Annotated in this window: 12 protein-coding genes and 2 tRNA genes; 10 read left to right on the top strand and 4 right to left on the bottom strand. The window is 70.0% G+C overall.

What is annotated here, in order from left to right:
* Position 1: 1 nt before the first annotated feature.
* Entirely contained in the window at positions 2-1447 is a 1446-nt protein-coding gene (locus ACIQVL_RS06570) for an amino acid permease (protein ID WP_403474601.1), read from the bottom strand.
* Positions 1448-1651: 204 nt separating this feature from the next.
* On the opposite strand from ACIQVL_RS06570, the gene ACIQVL_RS06565 reads away from it, so the two are divergent.
* Positions 1652-2137 (top strand): ribose-5-phosphate isomerase, encoded by a 486-nt coding sequence (locus ACIQVL_RS06565; protein WP_362582386.1) that lies wholly within the window; start codon positions 1652-1654, stop codon positions 2135-2137.
* A 582-nt stretch (positions 2138-2719) separates the two neighbouring features.
* Positions 2720-3523, top strand: a complete 804-nt coding sequence (locus ACIQVL_RS06560) for an Fpg/Nei family DNA glycosylase (RefSeq protein WP_403474600.1) — start codon at positions 2720-2722, stop codon at positions 3521-3523.
* Positions 3524-3530: 7 nt separating this feature from the next.
* On the opposite strand, the gene ACIQVL_RS06555 is transcribed toward ACIQVL_RS06560, so the two are convergent.
* Positions 3531-4772: a GNAT family N-acetyltransferase gene (locus ACIQVL_RS06555; RefSeq protein WP_403474599.1), complete on the bottom strand. Its 1242-nt coding sequence runs from the start codon at positions 4770-4772 to the stop codon at positions 3531-3533.
* Positions 4773-4946: 174 nt separating this feature from the next.
* Here ACIQVL_RS06555 and ACIQVL_RS06550 point away from each other — a divergent pair, with 174 nt between their 5' ends.
* Positions 4947-6110: a PP2C family protein-serine/threonine phosphatase gene (locus ACIQVL_RS06550; RefSeq protein ID WP_403427611.1), complete on the top strand. Its 1164-nt coding sequence runs from the start codon at positions 4947-4949 to the stop codon at positions 6108-6110.
* 76 nt (positions 6111-6186) lie between these two features.
* Positions 6187-6639 carry an HD domain-containing protein gene (locus ACIQVL_RS06545; protein ID WP_403427613.1) on the top strand — a complete coding sequence of 151 codons (453 nt, stop codon included), beginning with the start codon at positions 6187-6189 and terminating at the stop codon, positions 6637-6639.
* A gap of 24 nt (positions 6640-6663) precedes the next feature.
* Here ACIQVL_RS06545 and ACIQVL_RS06540 read toward each other — a convergent pair whose 3' ends face one another.
* Positions 6664-7782, bottom strand: a complete 1119-nt coding sequence (locus ACIQVL_RS06540; RefSeq protein ID WP_403427615.1) for an acyltransferase family protein — start codon at positions 7780-7782, stop codon at positions 6664-6666.
* Between the two features lie 457 nt (positions 7783-8239).
* Between ACIQVL_RS06540 and ACIQVL_RS06535 the strand changes: the two genes are divergently transcribed.
* Positions 8240-8434 (top strand): hypothetical protein, encoded by a 195-nt coding sequence (locus tag ACIQVL_RS06535; protein WP_089107496.1) that lies wholly within the window; start codon positions 8240-8242, stop codon positions 8432-8434.
* 101 nt (positions 8435-8535) lie between these two features.
* Here ACIQVL_RS06535 and ACIQVL_RS06530 read toward each other — a convergent pair.
* A tRNA-Gly gene (locus tag ACIQVL_RS06530) sits at positions 8536-8606 on the bottom strand.
* Between the two features lie 219 nt (positions 8607-8825).
* On the opposite strand from ACIQVL_RS06530, the gene ACIQVL_RS06525 reads away from it, so the two are divergent.
* The 5 genes from ACIQVL_RS06525 (at position 8826) to clpX (ending at position 13636) form a co-directional block, all read left to right on the top strand.
* Positions 8826-8902 (top strand) — tRNA-Pro (locus ACIQVL_RS06525).
* Positions 8903-9088: 186 nt separating this feature from the next.
* Entirely contained in the window at positions 9089-10483 is a 1395-nt protein-coding gene (gene tig, locus ACIQVL_RS06520) for a trigger factor (RefSeq protein ID WP_403474598.1), read from the top strand.
* A gap of 322 nt (positions 10484-10805) precedes the next feature.
* Positions 10806-11414, top strand: a complete 609-nt coding sequence (locus ACIQVL_RS06515; protein ID WP_403428165.1) for an ATP-dependent Clp protease proteolytic subunit — start codon at positions 10806-10808, stop codon at positions 11412-11414.
* 67 nt (positions 11415-11481) lie between these two features.
* Positions 11482-12147, top strand: coding sequence for an ATP-dependent Clp protease proteolytic subunit (locus ACIQVL_RS06510; RefSeq protein ID WP_403427619.1), 666 nt, complete (start codon positions 11482-11484; stop codon positions 12145-12147).
* Positions 12148-12349: 202 nt separating this feature from the next.
* On the top strand, positions 12350-13636 hold the full coding sequence (gene clpX / locus ACIQVL_RS06505; protein WP_093503035.1) for an ATP-dependent Clp protease ATP-binding subunit ClpX: 1287 nt from the start codon (positions 12350-12352) through the stop codon (positions 13634-13636).
* Positions 13637-13640: the final 4 nt, after the last annotated feature.

Here is a 13640-nt window from a genome sequence, read left to right as displayed (position 1 = left end):
ATCAGCCGACGGACACCTGGTCGGCAGGCTCGGCGGCCGCCTCCTTGGCCCGGCCGCCGGCCACCTTCTCCTTCACCACCGCGACGGCGACCACCGCCGCCGCGACCAGCAGCGAGAGCAGCACGGTGGTACGACCGCTGCTCTCGCCCTCCGTGTCGGTCAGCATGTAGCCCAGCACGAACACGATCAGACCGGCCGTCGCCCAGGTCAGGTACGGGTACAGCCACATCTTCACGACGAGCTTCTCCGGCGCCTCGGCCTGGATGATCTTCCGCATGCGCAGCTGCGAGAAGCAGATGACGAGCCAGACGAACAGGGCTACCGCACCGCTGGAGTTGACGAGGAAGAGGAAGACGGAGTCCGGGAACCTGTAGTTGAAGAAGACGGCGACGAAGCCGAAGACGACGGACGCGACGATCGCGGCCATCGGCACACCGCGGGAGGTGGTCCGGGCGAACGCCTTCGGCGCGTCGCCGCGCTGCCCGAGCGAGAACGCCATCCGGGAGGCCGTGTACAGGCCGGAGTTGAGACAGGACAGCACGGACGTCAGCACGATGAAGTTCATGATCTGGCCGGCGTGCGCGATGCCGAGGGAGTCGAGGGCCGCGACGTACGAGCCCTTCTCCTTGATCGACGGGTCGTTCCACGGCAGCAGCGAGACCACGATGAGGATCGAGCCGAGGTAGAAGACGCCGATCCGCCAGATGATGCTGTTCGTGGACTTGGTGACCGCGCGCTGCGGGTCCTCCGACTCGCCGGCGGCCAGGGTGGCGATCTCGCTGCCCATGAAGGAGAAGACGACGAGCAGGACACCGGTGAGGATGGCGCCGGGCCCGTGCGGCAGGAAACCGCCGTGGCCGGTGAGGTTGGAGAAACCGGCCTTGTCGGTGTCCGCGCCGGGCAGCACGCCCAGCACCGCCAGCAGGCCGACGACGATGAACGCGCCGATCGCGACGACCTTGATGCCGGCGAACCAGAACTCGAACTCGCCGTAGGAGCCGACGGAGACCAGGTTGGTGGCGGTGAGCACCGCCATCACGATGAGCGCCCAGCCCCACTGCGGTACGGCCGGGATCCAGCCTTCCAGGATCGTGGCGCCGGCGGTCGCCTCGACCGCCAGCACCACCACCCAGAAGAACCAGTACAGCCAGCCGATGGAGAACCCGGCCCAGCGGCCGAGCGCGCGGTCCGCGTGCGCGGAGAACGATCCGGAAGTGGGGTTCGCGGCGGACATCTCGCCGAGCATCCGCATCACCAGCACCACGAGCGTGCCGACGAGCGCGTACGACAGCAGGATGCCGGGGCCTGCGGTGGCGATACCGGTACTGGAGCCGACGAAGAGGCCGGCGCCGATGACACCGCCGATGGCGATCATCGACAGATGCCGGTTCTTGAGTCCTGCTTGGAGACCGTCCTGGGGACCGTCGTGGGGACCGTTGCCAGTCATGGGGGGAATCCTTTGCGCCGGGTGAGCGGGCTCTCGCACGAGCGGCGTACGAGTTGGTCCAGTGAAACGGAGGTGGACTGATTCCTGAACCTTTGAATCCGGATCGTTACTTGAGGTTTTCCTGAGGTTCTGTAGTGTTACTCACAATTTCCACGGTCCGGCCCCGGCCCTGCCGTGCGTTCACGCCCGTGTCACACTCATCTCATGCGCGTGTATCTCGGCTCCGACCATGCGGGCTTCGAACTCAAGAACCACCTCGTCGAGTGGCTGAAGGCGGCGGGCCACGACCCCGTGGACTGCGGCCCCCACATCTACGACGCCGACGACGACTACCCGCCCTTCTGCCTCCGCGCGGCCGAGCGGACGGCCGCCGACCCCGCCTCCCTCGGCATCGTGATCGGCGGCTCCGGCAACGGTGAGCAGATCGCCGCGAACAAGGTGAAGGGCGTGCGCGCGGCGCTCGCCTGGAGCGAGGAGACGGCGTCGCTCGGCCGCCAGCACAACAACGCGAACGTCGTCGCGGTGGGCGCGCGCATGCACACGCAGGACGAGGCGACGAAGTTCGTCGAGACCTTCCTGAACACGCCGTTCTCCGAGGGCGAGCGTCACATCCGCCGCATCGACATGCTGTCCGCGTACGAGACGACGGGCGACCTGCCCCCGATCCCGGCGCACCACCCCCAGCCGTAGCGTTCGCCCACCCACCCGACCCGGCCGGCCGAGAAGCGAGGCCGGGGCGGGTGCGCCGGGCCCGGACCGCACGCGACGCCCGTCGCCCCCGACGACACCGACCGCCACACGTCCGGCCGCGGGTCCGCCGTGGCCGGCCGCGCAGTTCCCCGCGCCCCTTACGGGTCGCTGCCGCGAGCGGGACCGACACGATCCCGTGCCCCTGACGGGTCGCTGTCGTCGGTGGGGGTGCCGCGGGTCGACACGGTCCCGCGTCCCTTACGGGGCGCTGCCGCGGGCGGGGTCCCCAGCTGGACACGGTCCCGTGCTCCTGACGGGGCGCTGTCGTCGGTGGGGGTGCCGCGGGTCGACACGGTCCCGCGTCCCTTACGGGGCGCTGCCGCGGGCGGGGTCCCCAGCTGGACGCGGTCCCGTGCTCCTGACGGGGCGCTGTCGTCGGCGGGGCCGCCACAGCTGGACACGGTCCCGTGCCTCTTGCGGGCCTTGCGGGGCGGTCCCGTGCGGGGCTGGAGGTTCCGGTCCTTCGACGTGCACTCCTCCACTGACCGAGTCGGGTGGGTGGGTGGGAAAGGAATCAGGTCAGTGCCAGAGGGGCACACGATTCACCGGCTCGCGCTGGACTACCGCCGGCTCACCGGGCCCGTGAGGGCGAGCAGCCCGCAGGGCAAGTTCTCGGACGCGGCGGCGCTGATCGACGGCGCCCCCCTCACCCGTACCGAGGCCCACGGCAAGCACCTCTTCCTCGGCTTCCGCGACAGCGACTGGGTTCACATCCACCTCGGCCTCTTCGGCAAGGTCACCTTCGGCGACGCCCCCGCGCCCCCGGCCACCGACACCGTCCGCCTCCGCCTCGCCGACCCCACCGCCTACGTCGACCTGCGCGGCCCCACCACCTGCGCCCTGATCACCGGCGCCGAGAAGACCGCCGTACACGCCCGCCTCGGCCCGGACCCGCTCCGTGCCGACGCCGACCCGGACGCGGCGTACCGCAGGATCTCCCGCAGCCGTACGACCGTCGCCGCCCTGCTGATGGACCAGAAGGTCATCGCCGGCGTCGGGAACGTCTACCGCGCCGAGGTCCTCTTCCGGCACGGGATCGACCCGTACCGCGCGGGCCGGGACATCACCCCCGCCGAGTGGGACGGCATCTGGGCCGACCTCGTCGGACTCATGCACGAGGGCGTCCGCAACAACCGCATCGACACCGTCCGGCCCGAGCACAGCCCGGAGGCGATGGGCCGCCCGCCGCGGGTGGACGACCACGGCGGCGAGGTGTACGTCTACCGCCGGGCCACCCTGCCCTGCCACCTGTGCGGCTCCGAGATCCGCACCGCCGGCCTCGCCGCCCGCAACCTCTTCTGGTGCCCCACCTGCCAGAGACGCTGAACGCGCGCTAGAAGCCGTGCGGCAGCCACGGCAGCACCGGTGACCCGAACGCCACCGACGCCTCCGCCAGCGCGCCCGGCCGCAGTTCGCCCACCCGCCCGGCCCGCGCCAGCGACAGCAGGGACACGCCACCGAGGTACGCAGCCCCCAACTCCCGTACCGACAGCGTCAGCTCGGCCGTGTCCGTCGTACGCTCGCAGGACGCCCCCTTGGCGTCCCCGGTCAGCCGCCAACGCCCCGCGTTCCAGGGGCAGAAGGCGTCGGCCACCTCCAGCACCACGTCCACCGGCGCCTGGTACGTCCGCCCCGCGAGCGCCGCACCGACGTCGACGAGCCGGACGTACGCCGCGTCCCGCACCCGCGTCCGGCACCGCCGGATGTCGGAGACCAGGTACTGCCAGGCGTCGTCGACCGGCCGCCTGCGCACCGTCAGTGTCGACATCAGGTCGATCCCGAACAGGAACCGCCACAGCGCCGCGTCGCTCGCCGGATCGAGCGCGGCCAGGTCCTCCAGCGTCACCGTGCCGTCGTGGCCGCCCGCCCCCCAGCCGATCTTCGTACGGAACCGGGCGTACCCGGTGACCTTCCCGTCCCGCTCGGCGACCACGCACTGCAGCGCCGACGCCCCGCCCCGCTCGCTCTCCGGGTCCAGCAGGCCCACCTGCTCCCAGCCGGGCTGCCGGGCCAGCATCCCGGGCCGCAGCGGCACCAGCTCCGCGTAGACCGCCTCGCACGCGCCGAGCACCCCGGCCGGGTCGGCGTACCGCAGCCGTACGTCACCGGTGCCGGCCGGCACGTCCAGCGTCGCCCGGCCCGTGTCGATCTCGGCCTGCAGCTGGAAGGTCGCGGCGCCGTACCCGAAGCGGCCGTAGATCGCCGGCTCGGAGGCGGTCAGCGCGGCCAGCGGCTCGCCCCACTCCCGGATGTCGTCCAGCTGGCGGCGCATCATCGACGTCAGCACCCCGCGCCGCCGGTGCGTCGCGGCCACGCTCACCATGGTGATCCCCGCGGTGGGCAGCACGGCACCGCCCGGCACGGTCATCCGGAACCGGAACGCCCCCGCCGTCCCCACCAGTTCGGACCCGTCCCAGACGGCCAGCGAGCGCTCGTACTCGGTGAGGGACCGGTCCAGGTCGCGCTCCTCGGCCGACGCCGGACCGGCGCCGAAGGCCCGCACCAGGTGGTCCCACCAGCCGTCGAACTCCTCGGGACGCAGCACCTTCAACTCGGTCGCACGCTCGGTCGCCATACGCCATGACTACCAGGGCATTGCAGGACGAGCCAGCGAATTTCTCCCGGACGGCGACGCGGGGGCTTCCGGTGAAGTTCACTGTGAAGTCGCACCCGAAGGTGAGCCTCGGACGGGGGACAAGTGGGACCTCCCGTGCCAAGCAGCTGGTCCGATGGATAGGGTCCCGAACTAATGGCAGTAGACCGAGAGCGGCGCGCGAAGGCCGACACCCTCCCGGCCCGGTGGAAAGTGCAGTGGCACCGGGTCCGCGTCGGCGTGCGCAGAAGCGCCGTGGACTACTTCCGTGGCGACGGCTCCGACTGGATCGCCCTGATCGGGCTGCTGCTGACCGTCCCGGTCCTCGCGGCCATGACCCTCGCCAACTCGGTCTGGTTCTCCCCGGCCGCGCTGGTCCTGCCGATCGTCGCGGGCGGCCTGCTGCTGCGCCCGGCGAGCCTGCTCGGCCTGTACGCGGGGGCCGCGACCGCCCTGATCGTGGAGTCGGTACGGCTCGGCCCCTACACCGAGGGTCCCTCCCGGGTCACCCCGGGCGTGGTCCTCACCGTTGCCGCCTGCGGTTTCTTCGGTCTGCTCACCGCCCAGTTCCGCAGCCGGGTCGGCGTGCCCTGGCGGCGCGGCGGCACCATGCTCTTCGACCTGCGCGAACGCATCCGGGTGCAGAGCAAGCTGCCGAAGCTGCCGCCGGGCTGGCACCGCGAGATGGCCCTGCGGCCGGCCGGCGGGCAGTCCTTCTCCGGCGACTTCGTGGTCGCGGCCCGCACGAACAACGGCCGCACGATGGAGGTCGTCCTCACGGACGTCTCCGGCAAGGGCATGGACGCGGCGTCCAGAGCCCTCCTGCTCTCCGGCGCCTTCGGCGGCCTCCTCGGCTCCCTCCCGCCGCACGCCTTCCTCCCCGCCGCCAACGGCTACCTGCTCCGCCAGGACTGGGACGAGGGCTTCGCGACCTCCATACACCTGGTCCTGGACCTCGACTCCGGCGACTACGAGCTGTACTCCGCGGGCCACCCGCCCGGCCTCCAGCTCAGCGCCGGCAGCGGCCGCTGGGAGGAGAAGGCCGCCGAGGGCCCCCTCCTCGGCGTGTACGACGGTGCCCAGTTCGACCCGGTCAAGGGCTCGCTGCGCCCCGGCGACGTCCTCATGATCTTCACGGACGGCCTGGTGGAGACGTCCGACCGCGACATCGTCGAAGGCATGGACCGCCTGACGGGCGAGGCCGACCGCTACGTCGCCGGCGGCTTCCACGGCGCCGCCTGGCACCTGATCGAGGCGGTCGCCAAGGACGTCAACGACGACAGGGCGCTGCTGCTGATCTGCCGGGAGGCGGCGAGATGAGCACCGACCGGGTGCGGCGGCGGACCGCCGGCGGCCGTAGCCGACACCCCCGCCCCGGCCACGGGATACTCGCACCGTGACCCGGACCCCGCTCTCCCTCGCCGACGTCGAGAGGCTCGCCCGGGACGCCCACGCGGCGCAGACCGACAAGGCCGGCCGGCCCTACGCCGAGCACCTCGCCGCCGTGGCCGACGGCGTGCGCGCCCGTGGCGGTGACCCGGACCAGATCGCCGCCGCCTGGCTGCACGACGCCGTCGAGGACCACGCCCTCACCGAGGAGTGGCTGGACACGGCCGCCCTGAGCCCCCGCACGAAGGCTGTCGTGCGCGCCCTCACCAGGCATCCCGGCGAGTCCCCGGAGTCGTACGCCCACCGCGTCCGCACCACCCCGGGCGCCCTCCTCGTCAAGGAAGCCGACCTCGCGCACAACGCCGACCCCGGCCGGCTCGCCGTCCTGGACGAGGCCACCCGGAAGCGGCTGACCGAGAAGTACGCCCGGATGCGCGCCCTCCTCGGCCTCCCCGCCTAGCCGCCCGGCCGACGGAACCCGGCGTCACGCGCCGGCCATCTCCCGGCTTCGCGGCTCCCGCTCCCGGGCCCTCTGCGCCGCGTCCTGCCGGAACGCCCAGTCCATCCGCGGCTCCATGGAGAACCGGAACACCCGCCGCACCGGCGAGGTGCACAGCAGCGTCACGCACCCGCCCGCGAGCGCCGTGACGAGGATCTCGCCGACCGGCCCGTGCAGCCACCGCGGGTCGAACCAGCCCGCGTGGACGCCGTACTTCACGACGAAGCCGTGCAGCAGGTAGCCGTACAGCGTGCCGGCGCCCAGCGCCGTGAACCACGTCCGCCGGCCCGGTACCCAGGAGAAGAAGCCGGCCGTCAGCGCCATCGAGCAGCCGAACATGGCGAGCACCATCACCGGCCCGCACCACCACGGCGCGCCCAGTTCCTGCGCGGAGTCCCGGTGGTAGAACCACGCGGTGTTCATCCGCGGCACCGACCACCACGCGAACGCCAGCGCGAGCGCGAACACCGGCACCGCGGCGATCCGCACCGGCCACCGGCGCACCAGCCGGAAGTGCTCGGGCCGCAGGCACAGGCCGAGCACGAAGTACGGCAGGAACTGCAGCACCCGCTGGAGGTCGAGGTCGTCACCGATGCTCGGGGACACGGACGCCAGCATCGCGATGCCGAAGGCGACCGGAAGGGGATGGCGGACCGCCCGCCACAGGGGCGTGGTCAGGCGCCAGACGAACAGCGCACACAGGAACCAGGTCAGGTACCAGGGGTCGAGCAGGCTGATGTCCTGGCCGGAGTCGCCGACCACGAAGCGCTGGAAGAGCGAGTAGGCCGTCTCGAACAGGACATAGGGGATGACGACCCCGGTGACCAGCCGCTTCAGCCGGTCCGGGCGCATGTCGAAGTTCCGGGAGAAGTAGCCGGAGACGATGATGAACGCCGGCATGTGGAAGGCGTACACGACGCAGTACGCCGCCTCCAGGACGCGGCTGTCGCCCTTCAGCGGCTCCCACGAGTGACCCATCGCGACGAGCACGATCGCCAGGTACTTGGCGTTGTCGAAGAACGCGTCGCGCGGTCCGCCCGCCGGCGGCGGGGCCGGGGGACGTGGTGTTCGGTTCTGGCCGGGGGACGTGGCGGCGGCAAACATCTGAGGCACCCTAGCGTCGCCTGTGGGATTCCGTAAAACCGCCGATGCGATTCCTGGTAATCGGCGGGAACCGCATCTTGATCGCCGGGGATTTACCGGGGACGATGCCTGTGTCTATGCAGTTCCATGCGGCACTTACACCCGTGATGTCCTCATTCATCCCTACTAATTGGTGCATAACGACCGCAGGTCGCCGCGTGCTGCCGTGCCTGTGTCAATAATTCGAATTGGCTGCGCGCGAGTTGTGTGGACACGGAAACCATGTCCGTCAATTGCCGTGCGCCGGTGGGCGGGTGCGGCCTCGAATTGCAGTGCGGGCAGTTGTCGGTGTGCGGCGAGTTGTCGACGTTGTGTCACGAACCGCATAGTGCGGCCGGGTTGGTGGCACGATGGATCTGGCGGGGTGCGGGGCCGTACCCCAGGCCGGAGAGCGGACCGACCGAGGGTGTGATCAGTTGTGGCCATTTCACTGTCTGTGGTGTTGCTGTTGGCGATCATCCTTGTGGTGATGATGAGAGGGGGGAACATCAAGGCGGGCCCCGCGATCGTCGCCGTCCTGTTCGGCTTCTTCCTCGCGTCGACCGGGATGGCCCCCTCCATCCAGCGCTTCCTCGACTCGCTGGCGCAGACCATAAACTCGATCAACTTCTGACCACGAGGGCCGGCGTTCCTCCCCGCCGATCCGGCCCCGACAACGACTCAGGCCCGGGTCGCCGGGCGAATCCACCGGTGACCTGGGCCTGAGCCATACGGAGCGGGCGACGGGAATCGAACCCGCGTAGTCAGTTTGGAAGACTGAAGCTCTACCATTGAGCTACGCCCGCACAACACGCGCCGCAGGTCGGGAACCGCGGCACAGGAGGCATCGTAGCGGGTCGCCCGCCGCGTAGGCCAACGCGATGCGCCCGCGGCCGACGCGATGCGCCCGCGCGGACCCGGCGGGAGCGCGGCGGTGGCGCGATGCCCGTGCGGGTGAACAGTGCGGGTGAACAAAGCGGCCGACGCAGGCGGCCCGGGCATGTACCCTACGTGTCGCACCGGAACGGGGTGTGGCGCAGCTTGGTAGCGCGTCCGCTTTGGGAGCGGAAGGCCGTGGGTTCAAATCCCGCCACCCCGACCACCACCTGACGGCGTCCGTCTTGATCGCCTTTTGGGGCGCTGAGCCGCTGCGGTTACTATGCAAGCTGCGCGCCCGCGTGTCCCGGCCCCCGCACGGCGGCCTACGAACTCCTCCGGGCGGCGAAACTCCGCCGGGCCCCTCTGGCACCGGCGGAACCCGAGAAGTCAGCCACAAGGAGACCGAACCGTGAAGAGCGCCGTGGAGACCCTGAACCCGACCCGGGTTCGGCTCACTGTCGAGGTGCCCTTCGAGGAGCTCAAGGACAGCCTCGACGCGGCGTACAAGAAGATCAACCAGCAGGTCACGGTGAAGGGCTTCCGCAAGGGCAAGATCCCGGCCCGCGTCATCGACCAGCGGTTCGGCCGCGGGGCGGTGCTGGAGGAGGCCGTCAACGACGCGCTTCCGAAGTTCTACACCGAAGCGGTCAACGAGGCCGAGCTGAACCCGCTGGGCCAGCCCGAGGTCGACATCACCGAGCTGAAGGACGGCGAGACGCTGAACTTCACCGCCGAGGTCGACGTCCGCCCGGCCCTGGAGATCCCGGACTACACGGGCATCGAGGTCGAGGTCGACGCCGTCGAGGTCAGCGACGAGGACGTCGAGAAGTCGGTCGAGCAGCTCCGCGAGCGCTTCGCCTCGACCTCCCCGGTCGAGCGCGCCGCCGAGGACGGCGACGTCGTCACCATCGACCTGGAGGCCAAGGTCGACGGCGAGGTCCTGGAGGACGGCATCGCCAGCGGTGTCTCGTACACCATCGGCTCCGGCGAGCTGCTGGACGGCATCGACGACGCCGTGAAGGGCCTGGAGGCCGGTGGCGAGGCCACCTTCGCCTCCGAGCTGAAGGGCGGCTCCGCGGCCGGCCGCGAGGCCGAGGTCACCGTCAGGGTCACCCAGGTGGCCGCCCGCGAACTGCCCGAGCTGGACGACGAGTTCGCACAGCTCGCCTCCGAGTTCGACACCCTGGACGAGCTCAAGGCCGACAGCCGCAAGCGCCTCGCCGACATGAAGACGTACGACCAGGCCACGCAGGCCCAGGAGCGCGTCCTGGAGAAGCTCCTGGAGCTCGTCGAGGTGCCCGTCCCCGAGAAGCTGCTCGAGGACGAGATCAACACCCGCAAGCACAACCTGGAGCACCACCAGCTCGGCCAGATGGGTCTCGACCTGGAGAAGTACCTCGAGATCCAGGGCAAGACCGCCGAGGAGTTCGAGGCCGAGACCAAGGAAGCCGCGGTCAAGGGCATCAAGACCCAGTTCGTCCTCGACGAGCTGGTCAAGGTCGAGAAGCTGAACGTCAACCAGGAGGAGCTCACCGAGCACCTCATGCGGCGCGCGGCCTCCTCCGGCATGTCGCCCGACCAGTTCGCCCAGGCCGTCGTCGAGGGCGGCCAGGTCCCGCTCCTGGTCGGCGAGGTCGCCCGCGGCAAGGCCCTGGCCGTCGTGGTCGAGGCCGCCACGGTGAAGGACACCAACGGCGAGATCGTCGACCTGGACGACGAGGACGAGGACGAGACCGCGACGGAGGCCTCCGAGGCCGCCGCCGAGGCCACCGACGCCCCCGCCGAGGACAAGACCGAGGGCTGAGCCCTACGGCGCCCGTAACGGCGCACAGGGGCCCCCGGGACCATCCCGGGGGCCCTTCGGCATCCCCCGGGCTGCGGGGAACTGCGCGGGCAACCACGACCCGCTCGCACGCGCCCCCGCCCCCGTACCACCACGGCGCGCAGCCGTCGGCCCGCCGCCGTGGGTACTACGCCCCCGGCGAACAGCCCTGTTACCGGGATTCCCCGAAGGGACCATCGCGTTAGGGTCCATGAGTACGAGGGCAGCCAAGCCCCCGGCTACGGAAACGTGAGACGGCCCGGCGCCGTCGTACAGACGAGCAGGTGGATACGTGACGAATCTGATGCCCTCCGCCGCCGGCGAGCCTTCCATCGGTGGTGGCCTCGGTGACCAGGTCTACAACCGGCTGCTCGGCGAGCGGATCATCTTCCTCGGCCAGCAGGTGGACGACGACATCGCGAACAAGATCACCGCGCAGCTCCTGCTGCTCGCGGCCGAGCCCAACAAGGACATCTTCCTCTACATCAACAGCCCCGGCGGCTCGGTGACGGCCGGCATGGCGATCTACGACACCATGCAGTTCATCCCGAACGACGTGGTGACCATCGCGATGGGCATGGCGGCCTCGATGGGCCAGTTCCTGCTCACCGGCGGCACCGCGGGCAAGCGCTTCGCGCTGCCGCACACGGACATCATGATGCACCAGGGCTCCGCGGGCCTGGGCGGTACGGTCTCGGACATCAAGATCCAGGCCCAGTACCTGCTGCGCACCAAGAAGACCATGTCCGAGCTGACCGCCCTGCACTCCGGCCAGACCGTCGAGACGATCGTCCGCGACGGCGACCGCGACCGCTGGTTCACCCCGCAGGAGGCCAAGGAGTACGGTCTTATCGACGGGATCATCACGCATGCCTCCAGTGTTCCGGGAGGCGGCGGCACCGGCGCCTCCTGAGCCCGGACACGCTGCGCTCCGCCGAGACTCCAGCCCCCCGAACGCCACCAGGACGGTGAACACCCTCATGAGCAACATCCCCGGCGCCGCTGACGCCCGCTACGACGGGCCCCGGCCCGACGCCCGCTACGTCATCCCGCGCTTCGTCGAGCGCACCTCCCAGGGCATCCGCGAGTACGACCCGTACGCGAAGCTCTTCGAGGAGCGCGTGATCTTCCTCGGCGTCCAGATCGACGACGCCTCGGCCAACGACGTCATGGCGCAGCTGCTGTGCCTGGAGTCGATGGACCCGGACCGGGACATCTCGATCTACATCAACAGCCCGGGCGGCGACATGACCGCCCTCACGGCGATCTACGACACGATGCAGTTCGTGAAGCCCGACATCCAGACGGTCTGCATGGGCCAGGCGGCCTCCGCCGCGGCGATCCTGCTGGCCGCGGGTACGCCCGGCAAGCGCATGGCGCTGCCGAACTCCCGCGTGCTGATCCACCAGCCGGCCGGTTCCACCGGCCGCGGCCAGCTCTCCGACCTGGAGATCATCGCCAACGAGTTCACGCGGATGCGTGACCAGCTGGAGAACATGCTGGCCAAGCACTCCAAGCGGCCGATCGAGAAGGTCCGCGAGGACATCGAGCGCGACAAGATCCTCACGGCCGAGGAAGCGCTGGAGTACGGCATCGTGGACCAGATCATCTCCACCCGGAAGATGAACAACACCGACGTCCGCTGACAGCGGCCGCCGGCAGAGAATGTATTCTCTGCCGCCCTTGGCACGGTTTGACCGCGCGCACGGCAAGGTGCACGTCAAAGTGAACCGTGCCAAGGGGGGCCCGTACGGGGGGCCCGGCAAGGTACCGTCGACATAAGGCAGCACCAGGAGCCGCTGGATTCGAGAGAGTCCAGGCGTCTCCCAGGCGAAGGGGAAGCACACCGTGGCACGCATCGGTGACGGCGGCGATCTGCTCAAGTGCTCGTTCTGCGGCAAGAGCCAGAAGCAGGTCAAGAAGCTCATCGCAGGGCCCGGTGTGTACATCTGCGACGAGTGCATCGATCTCTGCAACGAGATCATCGAGGAGGAGCTCGCCGAGACGAGCGAGGTGCGCTGGGAGGAACTCCCCAAGCCCCGCGAGATCTACGAGTTCCTGGAGGGCTACGTGGTGGGCCAGGAGCCCGCCAAGAAGGCCCTCTCGGTCGCGGTGTACAACCACTACAAGCGCGTCCAGGCAGGGGAGAACGGCGGCGCCCAAGGCCGCGACGACGCCATCGAGTTGGCGAAGTCCAACATCCTCCTGCTGGGCCCCACCGGCTCCGGCAAGACGCTCCTCGCGCAGACCCTGGCCCGCATGCTGAACGTCCCGTTCGCGATCGCCGACGCCACCGCGCTGACGGAGGCCGGCTACGTGGGCGAGGACGTGGAGAACATCCTCCTCAAGCTGATCCAGGCCGCCGACTACGACGTCAAGAAGGCCGAGACCGGGATCATCTACATCGACGAGATCGACAAGGTCGCGCGGAAGAGTGAAAATCCGTCGATCACGCGGGACGTCTCCGGCGAGGGTGTGCAGCAGGCCCTGCTGAAGATCCTGGAGGGCACCACGGCCTCGGTCCCGCCGCAGGGCGGCCGCAAGCACCCGCACCAGGAGTTCATCCAGATCGACACGACGAACGTGCTGTTCATCGTGGGCGGTGCGTTCGCCGGCCTGGAGAAGATCATCGAGTCCCGGGCGGGCGCCAAGGGCATCGGCTTCGGCGCGACCATCCGCTCCAAGCGCGAACTGCAGTCCAAGGACCAGTTCGAGGACGTCATGCCCGAGGACCTGGTCAAGTTCGGCATGATCCCGGAGTTCATCGGCCGCCTCCCCGTCATCACGAGCGTGCACAACCTCGACCGGGAAGCCCTCCTCCAGATCCTGATCGAGCCGCGCAACGCGCTCGTCAAGCAGTACCAGCGCCTCTTCGAACTCGACGGCGTGGAGCTCGACTTCGAGCGCGAGGCCCTGGAGGCCATCGCCGACCAGGCCATCCTCCGCCAGACCGGCGCGCGCGGCCTGCGCGCCATCATGGAAGAGGTCCTCATGTCGGTGATGTACGAGGTCCCGTCCCGCAAGGACGTGGCCCGTGTCGTCATCACGGCCGACGTCGTCCACTCCAACGTCAACCCGACCCTGATCCCGCGCGACGCGCGCGGCCGGGGCGCGGGGGAGCAGAAGTCGGCGTAACCCC

It is taken from the genome of Streptomyces sp. NPDC090499, assembly GCF_044769305.1.
Taxonomy (GTDB): domain Bacteria; phylum Actinomycetota; class Actinomycetes; order Streptomycetales; family Streptomycetaceae; genus Streptomyces.
The sequence above is the reverse complement of the archived record's forward strand: the minus strand, read 5'-3'. Positions and strand labels throughout refer to the sequence as shown.

Bases quoted from the DNA above. Each gene is read 5' to 3' on its own strand.
- ACIQVL_RS06570 (WP_403474601.1), bottom strand. From the start codon at position 1,447: ATGACTGGCAACGGTCCCCACGACGGTCCCCAGGACGGTCTCCAAGCA.
- ACIQVL_RS06565 (WP_362582386.1), top strand. From the start codon at position 1,652: ATGCGCGTGTATCTCGGCTCCGACCATGCGGGCTTCGAACTCAAGAAC.
- ACIQVL_RS06555 (WP_403474599.1), bottom strand. From the start codon at position 4,772: ATGGCGACCGAGCGTGCGACCGAGTTGAAGGTGCTGCGTCCCGAGGAG.
- ACIQVL_RS06550 (WP_403427611.1), top strand. From the start codon at position 4,947: ATGGCAGTAGACCGAGAGCGGCGCGCGAAGGCCGACACCCTCCCGGCC.
- ACIQVL_RS06540 (WP_403427615.1), bottom strand. From the start codon at position 7,782: ATGTTTGCCGCCGCCACGTCCCCCGGCCAGAACCGAACACCACGTCCC.
- ACIQVL_RS06515 (WP_403428165.1), top strand. From the start codon at position 10,806: ATGCCCTCCGCCGCCGGCGAGCCTTCCATCGGTGGTGGCCTCGGTGAC.
- ACIQVL_RS06510 (WP_403427619.1), top strand. From the start codon at position 11,482: ATGAGCAACATCCCCGGCGCCGCTGACGCCCGCTACGACGGGCCCCGG.